Origin of the sequence: Pseudomonas quasicaspiana (assembly GCF_021147825.1) — a bacterium.
Classification (GTDB): Bacteria; Pseudomonadota; Gammaproteobacteria; order Pseudomonadales; family Pseudomonadaceae; genus Aquipseudomonas; species Aquipseudomonas quasicaspiana.
The window spans coordinates 35,373-60,791 of sequence record NZ_JAGTPI010000007.1 but is presented as its reverse complement, the minus strand read 5'-3'; the positions used below and the strand labels follow the sequence as shown (position 1 = coordinate 60,791).

The window sequence follows — 25,419 nt, the reverse complement described above, 5'->3', positions numbered from 1 at the left end:
AATGGACGTTCATCAATTTGCATTTCTGGCCCGCCAACCTTCCGCTGAGTTGAAGACGCGCAAGCGCTTCCTCGGCGTGTCCAAACGTGCGTTGGCGGTGCTGATGATCAACGTCGTGTTCTGGCAGCCGATCTGGGCGCAGGCTGGCGGCATCGTGGTGAGCGGCGGCACTAAGACCACCGTGGGGCAGGCGGGTAACGGCGTTACCGTGATCAACATCGCCAAGCCAAACGGCTCGGGGCTGTCTCACAACCAGTTCACCGACTACAACGTCGGCAAGAACGGCGTGATCCTCAATAACTCCACTAATAGCGTGGAGAAGACCCAATTGGGTGGCTATATCAATGGCAACGGCCAGTTGGGCGGTAAAGCAGCCGGGACCATTCTCAACGAAGTCAACGGCGGCAGCGCCAGTCAACTCAACGGATACACCGAGGTAGCGGGCAAGTCGGCGCGGGTCATCGTTGCCAACCCTTACGGCGTGACCTGTAACGGCTGTGGCTTCATCAACACGCCTCGCGTGACGCTGAGCACTGGTAAGCCGGTGATTGACGGCAGTGGCAAGCTCGATCATTTCGAAGTCGACGGCGGCAGTATCAATATCGAGGGCGACGGGCTCAACGCCAGTAATGTCGATCAGTTCGACATCATCACCCGTTCGGCAAAGGTCAACGCCAACATCTACGCCAAGCGCCTGAATATTGTAACCGGTGCCAACGACGTCAACGCTGACACGCTGGAGGCCAAGGCCCGCGCAGCCAATCCTGCAGACAAGCCAGAACTGGCCATCGACTCCTCGGCGTTGGGTGGCATGTACGCCAACACCATCAAGCTGGTTGGTACCGAACAGGGCGTGGGTGTGAAACTCGCTGGCGATATGGCGGCCAGCGGCGGGGATATGCAGATCGATGCCAACGGGCATCTGACCATGGCCAAAGTCGCAACCAGCGGCGCCGTCAAGATCAATGCTGAGAGCCTTGATGCACAGGAATCGGTTTACGCCGGAACATCGGTTGACGTCAAAACCCGCGGCGCCCTCAAAAACCAGAAAGTGCTCGCCGCACGGGACAGAGTCACCCTGAGCAGCGATGGGCAGTTGAACAACAGCGGCACGATTCAGGCCGGTATCAACGCCGACAACTCCCGCAACGCCAATGGGGATGTCAGCCTGAACGGCAATACGATCAACAACACCGGCAATGTCATCGCCAGCCGTAACCTGACAGCCACTGCCGCGCAATCCCTGGACAACAGTGGTGCGATTCAGGCGGTTGCTGCTGCCAGCGCGCCAGCCGATAGCGGCAACGTCACCCTTAAAGGTAAAACTTTCAACAACACCGGTAACGTGGTTGCCAGCAAAAAGCTCTCGACCACTGCTACCGAAAGCCTGACCAACGACGGCGGTACGATGGCCGCCGGTAAGGCGTTGACCGCGACGGCTGCGACGTTGAGCAACCAGAACAAAGGCCAGATACTCAGCGACGGCAGCATTGAGCTGACGGCGGATAGTCTGGTCAACACTCAAGGCGGATACATCAGCAGCTCGGGCGCACTGACCGCAAGTGCTGGCGCTATCAGCAACCGCCTTGGCGTCATCGAAAGTGGCACTACCCTGGATCTCAGCGCCAGCAGCCTGGACAACACCCAGGGCGAGATCCGTTCTCTGGGCCGTGGTGGCAAAACCCGCTTCGCCATTGGCGGAATGCTGGATAACAGCAACGGTAAGCTGGAAACGGCCAACTCTGACCTGAGCCTTGCCGCTAGTACGTTCCAGAACCTGGGCGGCAGCGTTTTGCACGTTGGCAGCGGCGCGCTTGATCTCGATGGTTTGAACCTTGATAACGCAGGCGGCAGCATCGTCACCCAAGGTGATCTCACCTTCAAAAAGGCCGCCTGGACCAACAGCAGCGTGATTCAGGCCAATCGGCTGAATCTCGACGTCGACAACTTTGAGCAGACCGCTACGGGTCAGCTTCTGGGCACCAACAGCTTCGTCGGCAAAGGCCTCAGCTGGAACACCAACGGCGTCATCGCCAGTGACGGCGATGTTGATCTGACTCTCAGTGATCAGTTGACCAACCGCGGTCGCATCACCTCGGCAACCGGCGTGGGCGTGAATGCACCGCGCGTCAGCAACCTCGGCACACTGGCAGCCGGTCAGGTGCTGGCGGTCAGCACTGGCAGCTTGCTCAACGACCATGCGCTGATTTTCAGTGGTGGCAATATCAGCCTGCAGGTTGATGCGCTGAACAACGTTGCATCAGACATCTACGCCATGGGCAACCTGAGCGTTGATCGTGACGGTCTGGGCGGATTGGCCAGCCTGATCAGCAACAGCTCCTCGAACATGCAGGCTGACGGCACGCTGAGTCTGGCGGCCAGCACCATCGAAAATATCCGGACCATTCTGACGGTAGAGTCCGGGATATACAGCGCTTCCATCACGCCAACGGCATGCATCGAGGGTGTAAACGCTGGTGACTGTGACGGCGGCAAGCAGCATCGCCCTTTCCTGATCAGCCAGCGTGATCATCTGGCCGTTACTGAGGCCAGCGCTGCGTCAAGCATCACCTCCGGCGGCAGCATGCTGCTCACTGGCGGCAGTTTGAATAACAGCAGCAGTAGCATTGCTGCTGGTGGTGACCTCACTGCCATTTTTGATCAGGTCACCAACACCGCGATCGAAACCCACGACACTCAGACCGACCGTGTTTTTGTAGAGGAGCGAACCCGTAGCCCTGGTTTCATGCGCCAACTGGCCAGTACGTTTACCCAGCAATACTCAATCGACAGCCCCGGCTACGACAAAAACGCCTTGGGCGGTCTTGAAGGTGCACTGGCCACCTTCATTGGTCGCACCGAAGGCGAAAAGGCCGAGCTGGCGAAGACTACACAACTGGCAGCACCTGACCAAAGCTACTCGGCCATCATTCAGGCGGGCGGCTCAGTCAACGTTCAGGCCAAAAACGGCATCGACAACTCCGTTGTACGCGGTGGCTACACCTACGTCGGCAGCGGTGCGAAAACGGATACCCGTGAGCCGGGTTACTCCACCGTGGTCGCGCTCAACCCGCAACTGCCGCCGGATCAAACACAACAACCGGTCAATCCGATAGACCTGCCCGGCTTCCAGCTACCCACCAGCCAATTCGCCGCCAACCCGCAAAAGTACCTGATCGAAAGCGACCCGGCGTTCACCAATCTGGGCCGCTTCATGAGCTCGGATTACATGCTCGACAAGCTGGGCTACAACCCGGACGAAGCCCAGAAACGTCTGGGTGATGGTTACTACGAGCAAAAGCTGATCCAGCAAGCCGTCATCGCCCGCACCGGCCAGCGTTTCATTGACGGCCAGACCAGCGATGCCGGCCTGTTCAAGTATTTGATGGATAACGCCATCGCCAGCAAGGACGCCCTCAACCTGTCGGTAGGCGTGAGCCTGACTGGCGAGCAAGTCGCAGCGCTGACCCACGACATCGTGTGGATGGAACAGCATGAAGTCGCGGGTCAAAAAGTACTGGTGCCTGTCCTGTACATGGCCCAGGCCAACAACCGTCTCGCTCCCAACGGTGCATTGATCACCGGCAACGACGTTTCCCTGATCAGCGGCCAGAACCTCAGCAACAGCGGCACCCTGCGCGCCACCAACAACCTCGGCGTCAGCGCTGGCGGCAACCTGACCAACTCAGGCCTGGCCGAAGCAGGCAACCTGCTGAAAATGCGCGCCAACAACAACCTGACCAACACCGCAGGCGGTGTGATCGCCGGACGCAACGTTGAACTCGTCGCCGTCAATGGCGACCTGCTCAACGAGCGCAGCGTTACCACTCACCAAAGCGACAGTGGCTACCGCTCCGAGCGCACTCAGTTCGTTAACAACGCCGCGCGCATCGAAGCTGCCGACACCCTCACGATGCAAGCCAAACGCGACGTCAACAACGTCGGCAGCGTGATCAAGAGTGGCGGCGACACCACTGTTCAGGCCGGACGCGACGTCAACGTCGTCTCCGCCCAGCAAGAAAACAGCGGTGCCGTTGGCACGCGTTCGACCCGCCAGAACATCACCCAATACGGCTCTGTGGTAGAAGCCGGTCGCGACTTCCAGGTCGTCGCCGCGCGCAACATCAGCGCCGTCGCCAGCCAGATCAGCGCCCAGCGCGACTTGACCCTGGGTGCAACCGAAAACCTCAACATCGCCTCTGCGGCTGATGAACAGCACTCGTATAGCAAGAGCAAAAAGGTCACCGCTCAGGAAGATCATGTCAGCCAGGTGTCGAGTGTGCTCAAGGCTGGAGGCAATGCGACGCTTACTGCCGGGCAGGACATGGCGCTGACTGCCAGTCAGGTCAATGCGGGGAATGAAGCCTATCTGGTCGCCGGTAACAACCTCGCCATGCAGGCAGCTGAAGATCAGGACTACAGCTTCTACAGCAAGACCAAGAAAACCTCGTCCGGGAAGAAATTCCGTCTGGATGAAACCAGTAGCACTACCAATGTCGGCAGCCTGGTCAGTGCCAATGGCGACAGCACTGTCGTTGCGGGCCAAAACCTGCTTTTGGCCGGCAGTGCCGTCACCTCTGAAAAAGGCGCTACACAACTGGTCGCCGATCAGGATGTACAGATTCTAGCTGTCACTGATTCCGCCACTGAGCGGCATGAGCGCAAAGAAAGTAAAAGCAGCTGGGGCGGCTTGAAGTCCAGCAAGGTCCAGACCAAGGTTGACGAGGCGACGACCAGCGCAGCGGGCAGTATGGTTGCGGGGGAAACTGTAAGCGTATCTGCTGGACGCGATGCGACGATTACGGGTTCATCTCTGGTCAGCACCGACGACTTATTGGTCGAAGCCGCTCGCGACCTGAAAGTGGATGCAGCGCAAAACACCTTCTCGCGCACTGACATGCACAAGGAGAAGAACCGCGACCTAACCGGGATCGTCACCGGCAACAAGCTCGGTATCGATGACATCACAGGCAACCAACACCTTTCTATCAGCAGCCAGAAACACAATGGCAAGGCGGCAGAAACCACCCTCAGTGGAAGCACCATTGGTTCCAGCAATGGCAACGTGGCGTTGATTGCAGGGCGCGATCTCAGGGTTAACGCCAGTGATCTGGTCAGCATCAAGGATATGACGTTGAGTGGTTCTGACGTGACCATTACGTCAGGAACACAAACAGCCAGCCAGAGCAGTGAAGACAAGTCTCGCAGCCTCGCGGTGGGTCGCGTCATTGGTGGCATGGCTGTTGATGCAGTCAGAACCATGCGCGACTCGGTCAAGGCTGCACAGGAAAGCGACGACCCACGTCTGAAGGCGGTCAAGGTTGCCCAAGGTATGTTGGCTGCTTACCAATTGGGCAGTACGGCATCCGATCTCATGTCGGATTCGCAGGAAGTAAGGGACGATACCCTGAGTAACGGTTCGGTTATCAAGATTGGCACCGAGCTAGCCAACACACGTAGTAAAAGCACCAGCGAATACAGCAGCGAGACCGCCAGGCAGAGCACCGTCAACGTCGGCGGTAATCTGGCCGTTGCGGCTAATGGTTCGGTTGCTGGCACCGAAGGAAACATCACGGTTGTCGGCAGCACTATCAAGGCGGCCAACACCGATCTCAAGGCCAAGGGCAACATCCTGTTGCTCAGTGCGCAGAACCGTGCCGATTGGGCAAACGACAGCAGCAACAACAAAACCAGCATTGGCGCGAGCTTCAATATTGGCGCGCAAAACGGTTTCACCCTCGACCTTGGTGCCCAGAACGCTAAAGGGAAGGGGACTGGTGGCTCTGTAACGCAGGTCAACAGCACTCTGGACACCGGTTCGCTGATGCTTGAAAGCGGCAACGACACTCGCCTTATCGGTGCTCAGGTTCGTGCCGACAGGATCAAGGCCAACATTGGCGGCAATCTGGAAATTGCCTCCCTGCAAGACTCCGAAACGCAGCGCAACAAGCAAAGCAGCGGTGGTGTGGGTGCAAGTATCTGTGTACCACCATTCTGCGTAGGTACGCCGGTCACCGCATCCGCCAACGTCGCACTGAGTGGCCTTAACAGCGATTACCGTGCGGTCGCCGAGCAGTCGGGACTTTATGCAGGCCAAGGCGGCTATGACATTCAGGTGGGCAAGAATACGGTGCTGCAAGGCGCGGTCATTGCCAGCGACGCAGCGGCCAGCAAAAACCGCCTCAGTACCGATCGTCTCATCACCAGTGACATCAAAAACATCAGCGAAATCGAAAGCCATGCGGTCAGCGCGAGCGTATCGACTGCAGGTAATAGTCTATCTCCGGGCATGGTGTTTGGACTGAAGCTCGACGACGCCGATAAAAGCGTCACTCGCAGCGCGGTCAGCGCTGGTGAAATTGAAGTCCGAAGCGCCCAGGGTGGCGGTGATCTGGTTGGTCTGAATCGTGATACTGCTCATGCCAATGGTGCGCTCGACAAGCCCGATCGCGAGGCAATCGAAGAGCGTATGGAGTTGGTGCGCAGCTCCGTTACGCTGGTCAAGGACCTTTCAAGCACGATAGCGGCCGCCCGAACCAAGGCAGCCAAAGATCCTAACAGCGAAGAAGCAAAGCAGGCACGCCAACAGCTCGCCGCTGCGGGTAATACCGATCCATCCGATATAGAAATCAGTGATCAGGTTCAGCGCAATTATGGGACTGGCAGTAGCTTCCAGCGGGCAGCACAAGCAGCCAGTGGTGTCGTTCAAGGCGTATTGAGTGGCAACTTCGCCGGCGCACTGGCTGGCGGTGCAGCCCCCTACCTCGCTCACAGCATCAAGGAAATTACGGCTGGAGATGACAACGCCAACCTGTTCGCGCACGTGGTGTTGGGGGCCGTGGTTGCCCAGGCTCAGGGTAATTCGGCGCTTGCCGGTGGCACCGGCGCAGGTTTGGGGGAGTTGGTTGCTCGACAACTCTACCCGGACAAGCGTAGCGATCAACTGACCGAATCCGAGCGCCAGACCGTTTCCGCGTTGTCTACCCTGGCGGGTGGTTTGGCTGGCGTGCTTACGTCCGACAGTGATGTCAGCGCTATTGCCGGGGCATTGGCAGCTAAAAATGCCGTAGAGAACAATCACCTCAGTGCTATTGAGGATGTGACGCTCCGGAGCTTGAGAAAAGAGTACGCAGAGAAGTGCGCGGGCGGCGCGAAAAGCGACTCATGTGAAAGCAAGAACAAGCAAATCATCGCGCTTGAAGAGAAAGCAAAGAGCGTCCTTAAAGAGGAAACTATTTATCTCGCCGAGGATATGGGGCGCGACCGGGTATTCACCACCGTTCCGGGTGAAATAATACCGTGCGCTATTTCCGGAAATAACATGTGTGTGGTGACGGATAAAGTCATCACTACAGGCCAGAACGCAGAGTGGGAGCTTGTTCCCGCAACGGCGGCTCAGGCCGTTATCGGTAGGGAGCGGCAGGCGGCTAGCGAGGCATCGTCCAAGGCCAGCTTGGAAAAAATAGCCGCTGATTTCTTCGACAGTGGTTGTGGTGGGATCGGTCCTTCCGCGACGGGGTGTCAGGCATATATGGCCCTCAGCGGTCTGCACCCGATCACGGGTCAACCGTTGTCCACTGCTGAGCGGGTCGCGTATGGAATAGGTTCTGCGGCAGGCGTGTCTGGCGGTGTAACTGCTGGCGTATCGGTTGTTCGTGGCTTCGGCGAGAAAGCTACCGTGCAAGCGGTAGGCGATGCGGCAGAGGTAGTTGCTCCGAAGCTGCCCTATGAAGAGATGGGGCCTTTTGTTCCTCAACTCAGTCGGTATGAGGACCGGATAAAGGTAACTCCTGTCAACGGTGGCTCGTGGACCGGTGCCAGAGGCGAGTCTAACTTTGTATTCGACAATCCGGAGCTTGCGAAAATATTACCTGATGGCATTGCCTACAAGAATGCTTACCCGGACTTCTCACCGATTGCCGTACAGGAAGTACGCCTCCCTGGCCTGATTTCAACAAATCGAAATCTGAATTTCCGCGAGGCGAATAAGATGTTGGCGGAGAAGCTTGACGTTAAAACGTCAGATGTCGTGCGCTTTATGAAGGAACAGAAATATACTTGGCATGAAGTTGAGGACATGCGGACACTGCAATTAGTCCCCTCCTTTATTCATACCGGGAGCGTGGGGCCGATGGGCTTTGGCGTAAAGTATGGCCATCTGGGTGGCATTGCAGAGCGGAATTTGTTGGAGGCGACAAAAAGATGAGCAAGATTTCGGATCCCGATTTTGGTGAGCTGCAGTTCGATGAAATCTGGACAGGGCAGTGTGAGGTAGCACTGTTTGGCGAGGTGCTTGAGGTCGAGCTCATCGTCCAGACCTTTGATGATGATCCGATTTCGGAAGATCAACGGGCTGCGTACCGGGAATTCGAATCAAGCAAAAAAGCTATTTGTCAGCAGGTAGAGCAAGCCGTTTTCGATTTTTATACTGCAAACGTCGAAAGCTATCGTGAATGTTTTGATAGTGAGGAAGTCGATGTAAAGGCTCCAATAATCGACTCGATTGACGGGTTGCGGGACTTGGTTACGTTGATAAACGTAAAAGTTATGTTTGCCTTCGAAGACGGCGCACGCCAGATTGGTTTTGTATTTGACGCTACGTTCGATCCAGAGCTGGGTGTTGGGGTTCTCGTCGCTAATGGTCTTGTTGAAGCGGTGGAAACTCAAGATTTTTTACTGGGCTGACAGTGCCGGAACCTGATGGCGGGGCTGCTCAAAAAACCAGCCCTGATCATTTAGATAAAGGCGGATGGGGCTTATTTTAATAACCGCGAGTCTCATTTCTATCCGGGCACTCAAAGACAGGGTACGTCTTGTTTCTCGCGGCTCCCTTCATCATTTCTGTTATTCGATTAGTTCTCTGGAGCCTGAGTGCAGAGACGGTGTGCGGCTGAACCGTGACCGACGATTGGACGAGCGTCTAGCGCGGTCGGCGGGTTCTCTGATTAATGTCCGGGCTCTGAAGTGGAGTCGATAAAATAGAAGTGCAAGGAGGCAATATCATGAAAATACTCACGCTGCTGTTTACGATTTTGGCATTGGCCGCTTGCCAATCCAGTGGCCGAAGCTCCGCGCCCAGCCTGTTTAAAGACGGCATTCTTCTGAAGCAGAAAAGCGTCGTTGTTGATGCCGATCACGCCAAAGTCATCATGAAACCCACCGGGTATATTTATCCGGTGCAGTTTTCTGTGCGACGTGATGGCGACCCCGATCAGCGTCCGGAGTCTCTTGGCACCGCTGCTTACACCGGTCGCGGCAAGGTGTTCGGCTGGATAGCAAAGATGAACGAGGTCACGCACAGTGCGGCGCTGAAGCACTTTCCCCAATTAGAGCTACAGGCTGATCCTGATCGCGCTATGGAAATCAGCGGCGGATACGATGTCAGTGACAACAATGTCCGAAGAATGTGTGGCCCTCTTCGTTCGGTTTTTACACCTGAAAAGCAGAAGGTTTATCTGGTTGAGTTTGTCGTTCGGGTAGATGGTTGCGAGCAGCATGTGTATGACATCACTCAGCCGGAGCAGCGGATCCCCGTCCCAACGAGTGACCAATTTGTCCGGCCAAGTTGACCGTGAAGTACCCACGGTAGTTTTCAGGCTGACACATTAACGGGTTGTCACACACGGGTGATTAGCCAAAAAACAGATCGCTACCATCTCTACGCCGCAGGCAAGGGGTAAACCGATGTTGGAACCTCGCCAGTTTACCCATGGCGCAACCACGTATGCATTGGCCAGCCCTTGGCGTCGTCTGGCCGCGCAGACGATCGACTTGATCGTCGCCAGTTTGATCGTTGCGATATGCGCCGTTCCGCTTCTCCTTATCTCGCCTGCGCTCGGCGCCCTTCTGGCGCCGCTGGCATACGCCTATCTTCTTTTCGCCGACGCCATATGGAACGGTCAAAGCCTCGGAAAAAAGGTGATGAAAATTGTCGTGATGGACGAGCAGAACCTCGTCCCATGCGGCTATCTTCAAGCGTTTGTGCGCAACCTGTTGAAGTTGCTTCTGCTGTTCCTGGACTGGATTTTCATATTCTTTGATTCGCAAAAGCGCATCGGCGACATGGCCGCCTCTACCATCGTCGTGAACCAGATACCGGTTAGTAACGCGCCATTCAAGGCAACATCCCCAGGCGGACACGTAGACACGAGCAGCGAGATATATCAGACCTTGCATGCTGTGCCAGCCAGTGCTGATTACGCCGTGGATGCCGCGGATCTTGATCCCGAGGACATACCTAAAGAACGCATTGAGAAGGTCAATGCGCTATTGAATAGCGCGGATGAAAGCGTCCGATACGAGGCCGCGAAACTGCTCGTCAATTGGGGCTTTCAACATGCCCTGCAGCATCTTGCGGTGTTTATCGATGACCTCAAGGGTGGATACATTGATCACCAGCTTCATGGTTTTGATAACACCCAAAAACATAACCTCGCTGCATTAACCCGATACTGGGCGATCCAGTCTGACGAGGGAAAGGGTGAGCAGGCGAGGAAGGATATTTATCCCCTGATCTCAAAAATCATCGCATTGTCCAACACTAAGCCTTTTCAAATCGCCGGTATGTTCTGGCTGGTTAGCGAGCGCGGAATGACGGAGTACCTGCCTGTATTGAGGGCTCATCTGGCAAGCATCATTGGTCACCCGGATGACTATTACTGGAAGATTCGTGACGTGGTCACCCTCCTGCACGCGGTAGATCCGGAGTTTTTGAACGAGCTTTTGATACAGAAGAACATTGCGCTGGAGCAATACCTGATTACCGAGAATGACAACAACCCAGACGGTCGTCCCTGATGAATATACTCAGCGCATTCAGAATCCTGGCCGTGCCTATAGGCGGCGCGTTGGGTTTCGGGTTTTTCATGCCTTTTATCAGTGGCCTGGATCTAGTCAACGTTGGCCTGCTACTCGGGTTCATCGGCTCAATGCTGTTGGGTATTCCGTTCCTGCTGATAGGTGATCGGTGCTTTCCCGGTTTCAAAGCTCGCCACGTGCTTAGTAGCGTGTTGCAGATCTTGTTCACCTACGTTCTTTACAGCGGATTCAAGCCACGATTATGGATAGCTGCCATAACGATTGGCGTGGTGCTCGGCCTGCTCTATACCGCTTTTGATAGATATCTAGTGAGATACGCGGCGCGCAGCCCGGTGCCGCAAATGAGCAAGGCTTACGTGTTCGGCATTCCATTATGTGGAGGCGTATCGTTGGCCGTCGTTGCCACCTGGGCCTTTGCCTCTCCCTCTGAAATAGTGCCGTCTTTGATCTTCAGCTTTCTGGTGGGTGCCGGTATTGCGATGCTCATCGGCTGGCCCGCTCTGTGGCTGACCGATCGCTTTCTCACTCATCGCCTGCGTTACATCGTGGGCGGGACAGTCAGTGGGTTTTTAATCTGGCTGCTCTTGGGGGCTCCCGGTTTGCTGCCCCTTCCGACCGGGCAGTATGTGAGTTACCTGGTGGATCAACTCGGTTCAGGAATGCTCGTTTTTGTATGCTTTGGATGCGCATCAGGTCTGTTATTCACTGGGTATCACGCGCTTTATATGTGGTTAGTTTCACGATACGGGACGTCAGCGAGTGAGCCGTCATCTAAATAGAAAAGCGCGCTGACTCAGGGCTGTGCCGACAGTCAAACATTTACCGTTTTGCATCGTGCAACTAGTTCCCGATTCCCCAGTCAGATCAGCGCCCGATTTCGATCACCAGAGCAGCCCCGTCCCATGCGCCTGACTTCTTGCTTCACCTCGCTCTGCTTCATCGTCTTGCTCCCACTGCTCGCTAGCCAGGCTCATGCCAGCGGGGCGCAACAATTGGTATCGGCCATCAACGACTACCGCGCTCAGCCCTCCCGCTGCGAGGGGCGTGCGGTGCGTGGGTTATCGCCACTGGAGTTGAGGCGGGATCTGGCTTTGCCCATCGGGTTTGCTGGCGACATGCGCAACACCTTGAAAGCTTCCGGCTATCGAGCAGTAGCGGTGCGCAGCATTCGCCTGGTCGGTGCGCAGGATGCGAGGGGTGCCTTCGCCATGCTGCAGAGCCGTTACTGTGGCGCATTGCTGGACAACCAATACGCCGACATTGGTATCACTCAGTCAGGCCGGGACTGGCGATTGGTACTGGCCAAGCCGTTGCTCGACGGTCATCTGGGTGATCAGCAATCGGCGGGCAGAACGCTATTGGCTCAGGTCAACGCGGCACGGGCCAAGCCGCGCATGTGTGGCAGCCAACCCTACGCCGCTGCGCGGCCCCTGACATGGAATACCACGCTGGAAAACGCCGCGCTACGTCACAGCCAGGCGATGGCCAGCGGCGGCTATTTCTCCCATCAAGACCCCAACGGCGACATTGCCAAAGACCGCGCCCGAGCGGCGGGTTACAACGGGCGACAAGTCGGCGAAAACATCGCCAGCGGCCAAGGCTCGCCCGAAAAAGCCATGCAAGGCTGGCTAGCCAGCCCGGGCCATTGTGCCAACCTCATGAACCCGATGTTCACCCAGATGGGGGCGGCTTACGGGACTAACCCGAACAGCAAAGCGGGGGTGTACTGGACCATGATGTTTGGGGCGCCTTGATGGGCTGGATCAGGTTTTCATCGGCACCAGTTTTTTGCAGGTTTCCTTCCGGGCTGGATACTGCTCGCACTTGAGTCGCACGCTCTGGGCGTTTCGCGAGTTTCTCGGGGGCGGTGATGCGGGAGATGATTGATGGGGCATGGGCTAAGCAAACACTAAAGCCCAACGGAGAACACCGCCCCGCTAGGAGCGAACTTGTTCGCGAAGCAATTGAGCTGACACGCTGTGCTGACGCTGAAAACGCTCAAGGCCTCGCCCCTGTTGGAGCGAGGCTTGCCCGCGAAGTGACTAACTGCACAGATCATTTGTGTTACTTCGTTCGGTGCTTCTCCTCCAACCCCGCCACCGAAGCCTCAACCAACGCTCTGGCCGCCTCGATCTGATGCACAACCGACCTCGCCAGCGGGCGAAACTCCAGCATGCTGTTATCTGCCGTTTCATAAGCCGTAGCGGCGGCGCAGCTCAGGTATTCCGATGCAAGAACCAGCGCGTCTTCGATTTTGATATCGGGCTTTACAGTGAACAGGCTGAGGTTGCCCAGGTTGGTATTGCTGACAAGGTTTTGCTTGATGGGTGTAGCGGGGGGATGTGGCGTGGATCTGATCATGGTGACTCTCCCGGTATTGTTGAGCCATCACTCTTTGCGACTAAACAAAGGGTGGCGGCTGTGCGCGGGTTAGTCGACCGGGAACCAGGCAGCCCGGCGCACCCGAAGGTGCCCCTTGCACAGCCGCCATAAGATTCCACGCCGTCGCTCAAGGCTTCGGCAATGGTTATGACAGATGCTTCGCTTGGTTATTCATTGGGCGACTAAACCCGATCGTTGAAATCAACGACAGGCAGGAAGGTAGTCGCCACATCAGGCATCTACAAGCGGATGCAGAGCATATCCTGAATTTTCAGAAAGGTCCTACAGAGCACGGGTTTTGGGGCTGAAGGTTGTTTCTGATTGTTGAGTAGTTTTGGAGATTTTACGGGCAGTAGGCGACAGGGGGAGTTAAAGCGGCCTCTTCAAAAGAAGGATTTTTACAGGAGCCATCTTGATCACGGTAAAACTCCAGACGAAAAAACTCGCCTTTTGCACGCCTGCCTATAGGCAGGACCCTACTCGTTGAGTAGGACGTGTGGCGAGTGTGTTGCGGGCAGGTTATGTGCAATGAACGAACTGGTCAATCACTGGGGGCGAAAATGGGGTCAGACCACGATTTTCGTTACTTAATTGAAAATGTAGTCTTACCCTATCCCTCGTGACCCCTATTCCTCCGTAGTTAACCAAAGATGGCTATTCCGCTTCTATTTGCCAGCTGGAGCGTCCCAACAATCGGCTTTGCGCGAGCAGACATCGTATTGCCGATCCATAGCGGCCATGCGGTCAATATGGGCCTGCTTTGCAACCTTGAATGACTCCTCACTGGTCATTACGTACTGTATAAGTCGATCGTTCATACGCGTACTCCATTGTTGTCTGGTCTTTTCATCCAATGTTTTGGGTGCGGTCGACATCACCTGAAGCGTGCTGCTGTCTACCCGATTCAGCTCGTCGCTGTAAGTCTTGATGTACTGCTCGCGAGCGGCATAATGCTGATGGTTAAGGTCGAATTGAAGGGCTTCCAGGTTTTGCTTGTAAAGTTTCCAATAGCTGTCAGGTAACGTGAATCCGAGTTCCTTACGCAACATGGCAATACGACTATCGTTACTTTGTGTTGGATTGAGTACCGGTTTGTGAGATGAAATAACAGTTGGGTCATTGGCGATAATTCGCTCGATCATCGCAGTGCGCTCAGTATTTTGGGGAATGATCTGCCCCAAGGGCTCAAGCTGCACAGGCGCACTCTGTGAAGCAGACGGTGGCGCTACGCAACCGGCGAATAGCATGCAGGCCGATAACGTTGTGATTACAACAGCGTTGCGAAGCATAGTCTCTCCATGAGTATTGATATGGTAGGCAGTTGCGCCAACGCGCAGTACGCCGAATCTTTATCGACTTATCTGTCAGGCACTTGAGCACTGTGTCGGAGGCCTCTCCGGCCGTCCTTCATGTCTTCGCCGCCAACGCTCACAGAAGATTGTGGAAAACGGAGTAAGAGCACGATTTTCGATACTTAATTGAAAATCTGGTCTGATCCATATTCCCCGTTCAACCCAACACGTTGAGCCCCTCGCTGATCGGGCATTCGCTGTCATCCCCGCCCAGGTTTTCGGGCAGGAATGAGGTGAGGTCATAAGGCAACAGTACCGTGTCGAGCACTAGTGAGAACGGCACGTCGACCAGTAGCGGCCAAGTCGACGGGCTGGAGTGCGTGCCCCAAGCCCACCCTTGTCGCGTTCCCCCATAAACGCAACGTTCACCGTCGATGTGGTACATCAGGCTCCAGCAACCAGATAGCGATACGGTCGCTACCAACAGCAGAAATCGTTTGATCATGCAGTCCTTTCCATCACGTATGGTTAGCGAGGCTGACATCCTACCCGCTGGGGCGAACGTTCAACCAGCGTCCAGGCCGGCCCCGCAGGGCATTACGAAAAATGGGGTCTGACCCCTATTCCTCCTGGAATGCATTACCACGTGGATCGCATAGGTAGGATCAACGGCTTTTTATCTTATAGCCATCAATCGGAATATCTTCTGTACGCTCATATAGTGGAACATCGCTGAATTTGGCTTGTTCAAATGCTTGTGCATCCCAGCGTCCCGCTTTTAAAGCTAAATACAACATCCCCACTCTTAGCGGTATGTTTCCGCGTCTGTCTTTGGCGCGCCGGAAGGAAAAAAAGTTGCAGCCTTCTTCCAAAAAGTACCGATAAGGATCGTAATTGTTAAGGTCGATAGAGAACCTTTCGAAGAACTCGACCATCAGATCACTTGCATCGTCGCCATCTACGCCCAGATCCCTCGCGACATCGGTCGCCAAGCTGAAGCTTTCAAATGCCTTTCTCCCAAAGCCTGCGGTATCGTGGATGCAGACGACAATGCTATCCATTATTTTGTAATCGAGGGATTCGTTCATGGCTAGGAAACCTGATCTCCGATGCTCATAATGGAGTTATAAGTTACACAACTGTTTTGCGGAAAAAATGGGGTCAGACCACGGTTTTCGGTACTTAATTGAAAATGTAGTCTGACCCCTATTCCTTTTGATCGAGGAGCGGCAAGCCTGCACGCTCGCCAGAGTTACTGGCACACCTGAACGTTAGACGAGACGTATGCCTTTGAACGGGTTCCAGCCTTGCTCGCCTTTCACTTCCTTGAGGTAGTACGCGTAGTTTACGGTCAGGCCATACATCAGGGCGTAGGGCGCAGCCAGCCCTCCGCCGAGCGCATAAGGCACATCGGTTTCCAGAAGAGTACACACCAGAAGAATCAACGCGTTGGTCGCGAGCATGATTCCAAGGAGTGCAAGGCCCTTTTTCCACAGTCCCAGCACAAAGAAATAAATCGGACCAAAGAAACACGCAATTATATTGATGTTGATCCGCATTTTCTTTCTGATGCCAGGAAGTGATTTGAGACCGGCATTGAACCGTGGATCGTTCGGTGCACCGTATGTCTCAAAGAAATTGAAGCGTTCCTGCCACTTGGCGCTGTACTTGGAGGTGCTTTGGGGGTGATCTGCTGTGCTCAAGGTGCTACTCCTTATGTTCCGTGGAATGACGTATTCCTTCCGGAAAATCCTGTGGTTCTGGCGCTTTGAAGAGATGACGGGGGATTGTATGGAGTTTCCAGGTGGCGTACCACCCAACCGCATCGATGTGCCAATCGTTGGAATTCCTGGCAGGAATTGGCTCACCTGTTGAGTGAGATCCACGTTATCAGGACAACCCCTGAACTGACTGTTGCTGCTAGTTCGTACGCCGGGTTGACGTGATTGGGCGGGCGACTTGGGTAGCTATCGCGAGCAAGCTCGGCTCCTGCAGGGTGGAGGGTAGCGGGACATTTGTCGTTGTGTTGGATGACGCCTTCGCAGCCTTCGGCAGTTCCTACAGAAAACACACGCGCACAAAAAAGGCCCACCTTTCGGTGAGCCTTTTTCGATGTAGCGTATGGTGCCGGCACCAGGAGTCGAACCCGGGACCTACTGATTACAAGTCAGTTGCTCTACCAACTGAGCTATACCGGCGTGATGGGCGCTGAGTATATAGAGTTTTTTTTGGCTGTAAACCTTAGCTCACTGATTTCGTTTAAAAATTTCTTGAGCGGTTGGCTCTACGCTGCCATGGCGCGTCAGCGTTGAGGGAGTCAGCCTTTATCGGCGTTCTGGCGTGAAGCTGGAGGGCGGTTCGTCAGGTGGGGCGGGGTTTTGGTTTGGTTTGTGCGCTGGGCTTCAGCTTGGGCGGTGAGGCGGTTGCAGGGATGTAAAGATTGCTAATATGTCGCGTCGCAATGGATAGCAAGCTCAATGCCGAAAACACGTACGTATTACGACGAGCTCAATGTCGCTCGGGATGCCTCGCCGGAGGATATCAAGCACGCCTTCCGCAAGCTGGCGCAGCAACTGCATCCTGATCGTAATCATGCAGCCAATGCGTCTGGTTTGATGGCGGTGGTCAACGCTGCTCATGATGTGTTGGCGGATCCCGAGAAGCGTGCTGCGTATGACGCCAGTCTGGTTCGTGATGCGCAGGTGGCTCGTCAGGCGGCTACTCAGCGTCGTCAGGCCGGGCCGCAAGCTGCGCCGCAAAACGCTGCAAGAGCTCAGGCTCGCCCCTCAGAAAAATCTCAACGCAAATCATCTAAACCAGCCAAACCAACCCGGCGCGGCAGTCGTTGGCGTTGGGTGGCGGTGTTCGTGGTTGCTTGCAGTGCGGGTGCCTGGATGGGGTATGACCGGGATGCGGGCAAGGCATTTATCCCGCCGTCACCGCCGGTGGTGGACGATATGGCGATTCTGGCTGAGGCGCAGGCCAAGGCTGAGGCGGTTGCTGAAGCGGCCAGGGTTGCTGCAGCGGTGCCTGTTAGCGCGCCCGTGAAGATTGTCGAACCGGGGCAGCCGGACTGTGTGCCGCCGCTGGTTGATCCTATGGGCGCGCCTTGGCCATCTGCGGCAGGTTACATCGCGGGGATGCCGATGACGCGCGACGGTGGCTGGTCGGAGATCACGGTGGATAACACCGCGGGCGAGCAGGCGGTGTACGCGAAGATTACGGATGCGACGGGGAAGCGGGATTTTCGGCACGCTTATATTCCGGCGCGCAGCCGTTTTACGTTTGGGCGTATGGACGTGGGTTATTACCAACTCAAGTACAAGATGCTTGATACCGGGTGTGCTTATGCGTCGAGCCGGATTCGGCTGGAAGAGACGCTGGTGGGGGATCGGATCAAGTCGAGTGTTTACAAGCTGACGCTGCGCAAGCTGCAGAATCGGAATTCGCAGTTTTCGAATGTCAGGAGTGAGGAGTTTTGACGAAGAGCTAGTGCTGGGCCTTTGTTATTTTCTCTATTGGCCTATAAGAGGGAATCCTGTGGGAGCGAATTCATTCGCGAAGGGGCCGTTACATTCGCAGCCTGTGTGTCGCATGAAATACCGATTCCCGAATAAGTTCGGTCCCACCAGTAGGTCGTGAGCTTGAGGCCACAATCAACCTGTGATCATTGCTTGTCCGCGATGAAATCAATCAGGTCTCAGACACCGAGTTGATCTCATCGCGGGCAAGCCCGGCTCCCACATAGGGCCAGTTGATTACATCAGCAAGCGCAGTACGCTCGGCATTTGGGTCATGGCGGCGAGGTTGTTGATGACCAGCATGTCCAGCAGCTTGAGGATCATGAACGCCAGGATCGGCGAGATATCCAGGCCGCCGAGGTTTGGCAGGATCCGGCGCAGCGGGGCCAGCAGTGGTTCGGTGATTTGATTGACCAGTTGCGCGCCAGGGTTATGGCTGGCAGGGGCGACCCACGACAGGATCACGCTGATGATCAGGGCGTAGAAGAAGATGTTCAGGAACAGACCGGTCACGCCGATGATTGCCCAGAGCAGCAGGTGCAGCGGATCGCCCGTCGTGCCGTACGCCAGCAGCAATGTCAGTGCCATCAGGATCATTTGCACAATGATCGCCAGAATCAGCGAAGACATGTCCAGGCCGAACAGGCTCGGAATGATCCGGCGCAGCGGCTTGAGCAGTGGCTGGGTGGCTTTGACCGCGAACTGGCTCAGCGGGTTGTAGAAGTCAGCGCGTACCAGTTGCAGCACGAAGCGCAACAGGATGATCAACAGATACATACTGCCGATGGTTTGCAGCACGTAGATTGCAGCGGTGTTCAGTCCGATCATCGGTCTGCTCCTCAATGGCCTAAAAAGATTACTTGCCCAGCTGTTCGGCCATTTCTGCCGAACGATGTGCGGCGGCGGTCAGCGCGGTGTCTACCAACGCTTCGAAGCCTCCGGCCTGGAATGATTTGATTGCGGCTTCCGTGGTTCCCGATGGCGAGGTCACGCGGCGGCGCAGCTCGGCAGCATCCACATCGCTGCCAGTCGCCATCAGCGCGGCGCCCAGCGCGGTTTGCATTGTCAGTTGCGCGGCCACGTCCTGTGGCAGGCCGAGTTTCACGCCTGCGGCGGTCATGGCTTCGATCAACAAGAAGAAATACGCCGGGCCGCTGCCGGAAACGGCGGTCACGGCGTCCAGTTGTTTTTCTTCTTCCAGCCACAGCGCGATGCCGACAGCCGACAGCAATTGCTCGGCCTGTGCACGTTGTGCGTCGTTGACTTGCTCGGTGGCGTACAGGCCGCTGACGCCCTGACGCAGCAGCGCCGGAGTGTTGGGCATGCAGCGCACGATGGGGTGCTCGCCCAGCCAGTTTTGCATGCTGGCGCAAGTGATACCGGCGGCGATGGACACCACCAGTTGATTTGGCTTGAGGCTTGGACGCAGGGCTTCGCAAACGGCTTTCATGGCTTGCGGTTTGACGGCGATCAATACCACGTCTGCGCCTTCTGCGGCTTCGGCGTTATCAGCGAAGACCGTGATGCCGTGCTCGGCGGCGATCTTGCCGCGTGTTTCAGCGCCGGGGTCGCTGGCGCGAATCGAGTCGGCTTCCACGCCCTGGGCGCGCAGCCCTCCGATCAGGCTGGCGGCCATGTTGCCAGCGCCGATAAAGGCGATGCGTGTCTTGCTCATGTCGGATTCCTTGAGTCAGAGGTCATGGCTGGCCGTAGTCACGGGCGCCAAAAAGGGCAGTACCAATCCGCACCCAGGTGGCGCCTTGTGCGATGGCGGCCTCCAGGTCGTGGCTCATGCCCATGGAAAGGGTGTCCAGCGGCAGGTTCAATTGCGCCTGCAGTGTGCTGACTGCTGCAAATGCAGCGTTTTGCTCGGCGATGTCGTCGGTGGGTTCCGGGATGGCCATCAAGCCACGCAGTTCCAAACGAGGCAACGCACTGATCGCTTCAGCCAGGGCAGGCAGGTCGGCGGGCGTACAGCCGGACTTGCTGGCTTCGCCACTGACGTTGACCTGAATGCAGATGTTCAGCGGCGGCAGGTCTTCAGGACGTTGCTCGGACAGGCGTTGTGCGATTTTCAGGCGATCCACCGAATGTACCCAAGCGAAGTTCTCGGCGATAGCGCGAGTCTTGTTCGATTGAATGGGGCCGATGAAGTGCCAGCACAAGGGCAGGTCGGCCAATTCGAGCTGTTTGCTCAGCGCTTCCTGCAAATAGTTTTCGCCAAAGTCCCGCAAACCTGCCGCGTACGCTTCGCGCAGGGCCTCGGCCGGTTTGGTTTTACTCACTGCGAGCAGGCCGATGGACGCCGGGTCACGCTGCGCGGCTTGTGCGGCGGCGCTAATTCGCTCGCGGAGCGTTGAAATGTTCGCTGCTATCATGGACATTGATTTGCGCCAGCAGGGCTAAAGTCTGCGGCATTCTATGTGATTGAGGAGCTGTATGGATATTACCGAGCTGCTGGCTTTCAGTGCCAAGCAAGGCGCATCGGACTTGCACCTCTCGGCTGGCCTGCCGCCGATGATTCGTGTGGACGGTGATGTACGCCGTATCAACCTGCCAGCACTGGATGCCAGGGACGTGCAGGCGCTGATCTACGACATCATGAACGACAAGCAGCGTCAGGACTTTGAAGAGTATCTGGAGACGGATTTTTCTTTCGAGGTGCCGGGCGTGGCGCGCTTCCGGGTCAACGTGTTCAACCAGAACCGTGGCGCAGGTGCGGTATTCCGGACGATTCCAGCGAAGATCCTGACCCTCGAAGAGCTGGGCATGGGAGAAGTGTTTCGCAAGATTACCGACGTGTCTCGCGGGCTGGTGCTGATCACCGGGCCGACCGGTTCGGGCAAGTCCACGACGCTGGCGGCGATGATCGATTACCTGAACGTCAATCGCCATCACCACATCCTGACCATCGAAGACCCGATCGAATTCGTTCACGAGTCCAAGAAGTGTCTGGTCAACCAACGTGAAGTGCACCGCGACACGCTGGGCTTTTCGGAGGCCCTGCGTTCGGCGCTACGGGAAGACCCGGATGTGATTCTGGTCGGGGAAATGCGTGACCTGGAAACCATTCGCCTGGCGCTGACCGCTGCGGAAACCGGTCACCTGGTGTTCGGCACCCTGCACACCACGTCGGCGGCCAAGACTATTGACCGGATTGTCGATGTGTTCCCGGCTCAGGAAAAATCCATGATCCGCTCGATGCTGTCCGAATCGCTGCACGCGGTGGTGTCTCAGGCGCTGTTGAAGAAGGTCGGGGGCGGTCGAGTGGCCGCTCACGAAATAATGATGGGCACACCTGCGATTCGTAACCTGATCCGTGAAGACAAGGTTGCGCAGATGTACTCAGCCATTCAGACCGGTGGTTCGCTGGGCATGCAGACGCTGGACATGTGCCTCAAGGACCTGGTCGCGAAGGGGCTCATCACCCGCGATGCGGCGAAGGAAAAGGCCAAGGTGCCGGATAATTTCTGAGCAGCGCCATGTCTTTGGGGGCTTACCCCTGTGGGAGCGAATTCATTCGCGAAAGCGGTGTGTCAGGCAACAGAGATGTTGGCTGATCTGACGCCTTCGCGAATAAATTCGCTCCCACAGGATCCGGGGTCCTTACCGCTGAACAACCCGCAACGGAGCGCTCTGCTTCGGCAGTACGCGCTTGGCAACCATGTAATGGCTGTTCCAGTACGGCTTCTTCAAGGTATCGACGCTGACTTTCTTGCCGCGCCGTGGGGCGTGGACGAAGCGGTCGTTGCCCAGGTAAATCGCAACATGGTTGACCTTGCGGCTTTTGATGTTGAAGAACAGCAAGTCGCCGGGCTTCAAATCCTTGCGATCAACCTTTACTCCGTGGCCTTCAGCCATGGCGTTGGACGTGCGGGGTAGATCGACTTCAGCCACGTCGTTGAATGCATATTTCACCAAACCACTGCAGTCTAGGCCTTTACCTGGGGTGTTGCCGCCCCAACGGTAAGGAGTACCGACCGCTTGCAAAGCACGGCTCACGACCGCATTGCTCTGTTTGGTGTTCGGCCCCGACAACGTTTGTACGTTGGCGACGGCTTTGGAGTTCTTGCTCGGGCTACGGTAAATGGTAGTCCGGGAGCTGTGGCCACGTGGAGAGATGACAGGCGCAGGCTCGGTGGTTTGATTGCCCGCGACGGCTGACGAAGAATGAGTTTTCGCGGTGTAGCCGGTGAAGCTCGCGGGTAGTTGTTGCTCACGATTGGTGGCGTGGGCGGCCAGTGGCATAAGTAGGCAGATGGTTAGCCATGACTTGAAAAAAGGACGCATTCGGCAGGGCTCTTGTGGGTTAGCGCGCAACTTTATAACAGCTTTTTGCGACTTTCAGACCCCTCATGACAGAACGATTACGGAACGATCGTTTCAGATTTCGCGACAGACTCTCTCAAAACATGGGTGAATCCCTTGTGTTACAAGGGTTTGTTATAAGCGCCAGAGGTTCCTGCCATACGTCGGACAACCGTAAAAAAGTCACACGCTTTACACATATTTTTTTCTATCAGCGCAAAAGAGGTCCAAATGAACACCTATCAACATGATCCACAGCGCCAGGACACCCACAGCAAATTGGTAGGTTACCTGCTGTGGATTGTTGGGTTCACCGGCGCTCATCGCTTCTATTACGGCAAGCCAGTAACGGGCACGATCTGGTTTTTCACTTTGGGCTTGCTGGGCATTGGTTGGCTGATCGACTTGCTCCTGATTCCCGGCATGGACCGCGAAGCCGACCTGCGTTTCACCTCAGGTTCCATTGACTACAACGTGGCCTGGTTGCTGCTGGCGTTTCTCAATGTGCTCGGCGTGCACCGCATGTATCAGGGCAAGTGGATCACCGGGTTCATCTACCTGTTCACGGGCGGGCTGTTTCTGGTGGGCGTGCTGTATGACCTGTGGACGTTGAATGATCAGATTTCGATCAAGAATGCACAGCGCGGGTGATTAGCGATGGCGCTGCCCCCTACAGGATTGAGGTGTTACTCAGCTGTTGTGCCGGGCATCATCCTTGTGGGAGCGAATTCATTCGCGAATGGGTCGGTACAGTCGATAGAGATCTGTCGTTTGCACAACCGTATTCGCGAATGAATTCGCTCCCACAGGGGGTACCTTCTTTTATCCGGTGTGGGTAATCCGGCCATCCACCAAGGTGTAACGCACAGCACCCGGCAGGCAGTGGCCGAGGAATGGGCAGTTTTCACCTTTGGATAGCCACTTCTCTCCAGCAACGGTCGAGGCCGCTGGGTCGAACAGCACTATATCGGCGGGCGACCCGGCGCTCAGTTGCCCTGCTGGCAGGCGCAATGCCGCAGCCGGGCCGCTGCTCAAACGGGCGATCAGGGTTGGCACGTCCAGCAAGCCATCCTCAACCAGCGTCATCGCCAATGGCAGCAGCAATTCGACGCTGCTGATGCCCGGTTCGGTCGCGCCGAACGGTGCCAGCTTTGCGTCGCGTTCGTGCGGCTGGTGATGGCTGGAGATTGCGCTGATAACCCCCGATTTGACAGCTTCGCGCAGGCCGTCACGATCTGTGCGGGTGCGCAGTGGCGGTTGCACGTGATACAGGCTGGAGAAATCGATCAGCGCTTCGTCGGTCAGAATCAACTGATACAGCGCCACGTCAGCCGTGACCTTCAAGCCACGGGCCTGCGCCTGAGCGATCAGTGCTGCGCCGCGGGCACTGGTCAGTTGGCTGAAGTGCGCGCGCACGCCGCTTTGCTCGACCAGTAACAGGTCGCGGGCCAACGCCACGGTTTCAGCGGTTTCAGGAATGCCGGCCAGACCCAGGAAACTGGCAGTCGGGCCTTCGTGCGCCAGGCCACCGTCGGCCAGGTCGCGGTCCTGAGAGTTGAAAATAACCGTCAGATCGAACGTTGCCGCGTACTCCAGCGCACGGCACAGGGTGCGGGTGTTGCGAAAGCTCTCCAGGCCGTTGCCGAAGGCGACGCAGCCCACATCGCGCAACGCGACCAGTTCAGCCAGTTGTTCGCCCTCCAGGCCCTTGCTGAGGGCACCAATCGGGAACACCTTGCTGTGCCCGGCTTCGCGAGCGCGGTCCAGGATCAGCTCGGCGACGGCCGAGGTGTCCAGAATCGGCTTGGTGCGCGGCGGGCAGCACAGGCTGGTCACGCCACCGGCTGCGGCAGCGCGGGTCTCGCTGGCAATCGTGCCTTTGCGGCTGTAACCCGGTTCGCGCAGGGCGACGTTCAGGTCAACAAGGCCGGGAGCGGCGATCAAGCCGGTGGCGTCGATGGTCTGTACCGGCTCGAAACCGGCTGGCGCATTGCCGATTGCGAGAATCTTGCAGGCTTCCAGGTGCAGGTCGGTAATTTGGTCCAGACCGCTGTTGGGGTCGATGACGCGAGCGCCGAGGATGCTGAGCTTCACTGGGCGTTCTCCTGTTCGAATTGTCGTTGCGCGGTCTGTCCGCTCATGGCCATGGACAGCACGGCCATGCGCACGGCGATGCCGTAGGTCACTTGATTGAGGATCACCGAATGCGCGCCGTCGGCCACTGCCGATTCGATTTCCACGCCGCGGTTGATCGGGCCGGGGTGCATGACGATACAGTCCGGCTTGGCACCGGCCAAACGTGCGGTGGTCAGGCCGAACAGGCGATAGAACTCGCCCTCGCTCGGCAACAGGCCGCCCTGCATGCGTTCGCGTTGCAGGCGCAGCATGATCACCACGTCGACATCTTTCAGACCTTCGTTCAGGTCGGTGTAAACCTTCACGCCGTATTGCTCGACGCCGACCGGCAGCAGAGTTTTCGGCCCGATCACGCGGATGTCCGGGCAGCCCAGTGCTTTGAGGGCGATCATGTTCGAGCGCGCAACACGCGAATGCAGGATGTCACCGACGATCGCCACGGACAGGTTTTCGAAGCCGCCTTTGTGCCGACGAATCGTCAGCATGTCGAGCATGCCCTGGGTCGGGTGCGCGTGACGGCCGTCGCCGCCGTTGATGATCGCCACTTCCGGGCAGACATGCTCGGCAATGAAATGCGCCGCGCCCGAGTCGCCATGCCGCACGACGAACATGTCGGCAGCCATGGCCTCAAGGTTGCGCAGGGTGTCGAACAGTGTCTCGCCCTTGCTGGTCGAGGACGTGGACACGTTGAGAGTGATCACGTCCGCCGACAACCGCTGTGCCGCCAGTTCAAAGGTGGTGCGGGTGCGCGTGGAGTTCTCGAAGAACACGTTGCACACGGTCTTGCCGCGCAGCAGCGGGACTTTTTTCACCGCCCGGGCGCCTACTTCCAGAAAGGAGTCAGCGGTGTCGAGAATTTCAGTGAGCAGCTCGCGAGGCAAGCCGTCGAGTGACAGGAAATGGCGCAGCTGACCTTGATGGTTGAGCTGCAGCGGGCGCTTGGCGTCGAGGGGCGTCATCGC

The 25,419-nt window shown here is 56.8% G+C and carries 20 protein-coding genes and 1 tRNA gene; 9 read left to right on the top strand and 12 right to left on the bottom strand.

From position 1 onward, the window contains the following. Position 1 precedes the first annotated feature (1 nt). From KDX30_RS07005 to KDX30_RS06980, 6 genes are all read left to right on the top strand, one after another. Entirely contained in the window at positions 2 to 8,206 is an 8,205-nt protein-coding gene (locus KDX30_RS07005; protein ID WP_231675358.1) for a hemagglutinin repeat-containing protein, read from the top strand. Further along, entirely contained in the window at positions 8,203 to 8,685 is a 483-nt protein-coding gene (locus KDX30_RS07000; protein ID WP_231675357.1) for a DUF6985 domain-containing protein, read from the top strand. The genes KDX30_RS07005 and KDX30_RS07000 overlap by 4 nt, the downstream gene beginning before the upstream one ends. A gap of 317 nt (positions 8,686 to 9,002) precedes the next feature. Further along, positions 9,003 to 9,569, top strand: a complete 567-nt coding sequence (locus KDX30_RS06995) for a hypothetical protein (protein WP_231675356.1) — start codon at positions 9,003 to 9,005, stop codon at positions 9,567 to 9,569. A gap of 115 nt (positions 9,570 to 9,684) precedes the next feature. Next, positions 9,685 to 10,797, top strand: a complete 1,113-nt coding sequence (locus KDX30_RS06990; protein WP_231675355.1) for an RDD family protein — start codon at positions 9,685 to 9,687, stop codon at positions 10,795 to 10,797. Next, a complete protein-coding gene (locus KDX30_RS06985) occupies positions 10,797 to 11,597 on the top strand; it encodes a DUF687 domain-containing protein (RefSeq protein WP_231675354.1) in 801 nt (266 codons plus the stop codon). The genes KDX30_RS06990 and KDX30_RS06985 overlap by 1 nt, the downstream gene beginning before the upstream one ends. A 123-nt stretch (positions 11,598 to 11,720) precedes the next feature. Beyond that, positions 11,721 to 12,572: a CAP domain-containing protein gene (locus KDX30_RS06980; protein ID WP_231675353.1), complete on the top strand. Its 852-nt coding sequence runs from the start codon at positions 11,721 to 11,723 to the stop codon at positions 12,570 to 12,572. 310 nt (positions 12,573 to 12,882) lie between these two features. On the opposite strand, the gene KDX30_RS06975 is transcribed toward KDX30_RS06980, so the two are convergent. The 6 genes from KDX30_RS06975 to KDX30_RS06950 form a co-directional block, all read right to left on the bottom strand. Beyond that, positions 12,883 to 13,179, bottom strand: a complete 297-nt coding sequence (locus tag KDX30_RS06975; RefSeq protein ID WP_231675352.1) for a DUF6124 family protein — start codon at positions 13,177 to 13,179, stop codon at positions 12,883 to 12,885. Positions 13,180 to 13,865: 686 nt separating this feature from the next. Next, complete coding sequence (locus tag KDX30_RS06970) at positions 13,866 to 14,489, bottom strand: hypothetical protein (RefSeq protein WP_231675351.1); 624 nt, start codon at positions 14,487 to 14,489, stop codon at positions 13,866 to 13,868. Positions 14,490 to 14,709: 220 nt separating this feature from the next. Further along, positions 14,710 to 14,997, bottom strand: coding sequence for a YceK/YidQ family lipoprotein (locus KDX30_RS06965; RefSeq protein ID WP_231675350.1), 288 nt, complete (start codon positions 14,995 to 14,997; stop codon positions 14,710 to 14,712). 160 nt (positions 14,998 to 15,157) lie between these two features. After that, positions 15,158 to 15,580 (bottom strand): DUF1493 family protein, encoded by a 423-nt coding sequence (locus KDX30_RS06960; protein WP_027901790.1) that lies wholly within the window; start codon positions 15,578 to 15,580, stop codon positions 15,158 to 15,160. A 183-nt stretch (positions 15,581 to 15,763) separates the two neighbouring features. Next, positions 15,764 to 16,195, bottom strand: coding sequence for a DUF2628 domain-containing protein (locus KDX30_RS06955; RefSeq protein WP_231675349.1), 432 nt, complete (start codon positions 16,193 to 16,195; stop codon positions 15,764 to 15,766). 419 nt (positions 16,196 to 16,614) lie between these two features. Beyond that, positions 16,615 to 16,690, bottom strand: a tRNA-Thr gene (locus KDX30_RS06950). Positions 16,691 to 16,969: 279 nt separating this feature from the next. On the opposite strand from KDX30_RS06950, the gene KDX30_RS06945 reads away from it, so the two are divergent. Then, positions 16,970 to 17,974 carry a J domain-containing protein gene (locus KDX30_RS06945; RefSeq protein WP_231675348.1) on the top strand — a complete coding sequence of 335 codons (1,005 nt, stop codon included), beginning with the start codon at positions 16,970 to 16,972 and terminating at the stop codon, positions 17,972 to 17,974. A gap of 276 nt (positions 17,975 to 18,250) precedes the next feature. Here the strand turns inward: KDX30_RS06945 and KDX30_RS06940 are convergent, their stop codons facing one another. The 3 genes from KDX30_RS06940 to KDX30_RS06930 are packed head-to-tail and all read right to left on the bottom strand — an operon-like array spanning position 18,251 to position 20,397. Beyond that, positions 18,251 to 18,841 (bottom strand): YggT family protein, encoded by a 591-nt coding sequence (locus KDX30_RS06940; protein WP_027901796.1) that lies wholly within the window; start codon positions 18,839 to 18,841, stop codon positions 18,251 to 18,253. A 28-nt stretch (positions 18,842 to 18,869) separates the two neighbouring features. Beyond that, positions 18,870 to 19,688 carry a pyrroline-5-carboxylate reductase gene (gene proC, locus KDX30_RS06935; protein WP_231675347.1) on the bottom strand — a complete coding sequence of 273 codons (819 nt, stop codon included), beginning with the start codon at positions 19,686 to 19,688 and terminating at the stop codon, positions 18,870 to 18,872. 22 nt (positions 19,689 to 19,710) lie between these two features. Further along, positions 19,711 to 20,397 carry a YggS family pyridoxal phosphate-dependent enzyme gene (locus KDX30_RS06930; RefSeq protein WP_231675346.1) on the bottom strand — a complete coding sequence of 229 codons (687 nt, stop codon included), beginning with the start codon at positions 20,395 to 20,397 and terminating at the stop codon, positions 19,711 to 19,713. Positions 20,398 to 20,452: 55 nt separating this feature from the next. Here KDX30_RS06930 and KDX30_RS06925 point away from each other — a divergent pair, with 55 nt between their 5' ends. Then, positions 20,453 to 21,487, top strand: coding sequence for a type IV pilus twitching motility protein PilT (locus KDX30_RS06925; protein WP_027901799.1), 1,035 nt, complete (start codon positions 20,453 to 20,455; stop codon positions 21,485 to 21,487). Positions 21,488 to 21,619: 132 nt separating this feature from the next. On the opposite strand, the gene KDX30_RS06920 is transcribed toward KDX30_RS06925, so the two are convergent. Continuing rightward, a complete protein-coding gene (locus KDX30_RS06920) occupies positions 21,620 to 22,303 on the bottom strand; it encodes a C40 family peptidase (protein WP_027901800.1) in 684 nt (227 codons plus the stop codon). Positions 22,304 to 22,552: 249 nt separating this feature from the next. Between KDX30_RS06920 and KDX30_RS06915 the strand changes: the two genes are divergently transcribed. After that, positions 22,553 to 22,972, top strand: coding sequence for an NINE protein (locus KDX30_RS06915; protein WP_231675345.1), 420 nt, complete (start codon positions 22,553 to 22,555; stop codon positions 22,970 to 22,972). A 171-nt stretch (positions 22,973 to 23,143) separates the two neighbouring features. Here KDX30_RS06915 and KDX30_RS06910 read toward each other — a convergent pair whose 3' ends face one another. Both KDX30_RS06910 and KDX30_RS06905 read right to left on the bottom strand, forming a co-directional pair. After that, positions 23,144 to 24,415, bottom strand: a complete 1,272-nt coding sequence (locus KDX30_RS06910; RefSeq protein WP_231675344.1) for a dihydroorotase — start codon at positions 24,413 to 24,415, stop codon at positions 23,144 to 23,146. Next, positions 24,412 to 25,416, bottom strand: a complete 1,005-nt coding sequence (locus tag KDX30_RS06905; protein ID WP_027898382.1) for an aspartate carbamoyltransferase catalytic subunit — start codon at positions 25,414 to 25,416, stop codon at positions 24,412 to 24,414. The genes KDX30_RS06910 and KDX30_RS06905 overlap by 4 nt, the downstream gene beginning before the upstream one ends. Positions 25,417 to 25,419 lie beyond the last annotated feature (3 nt).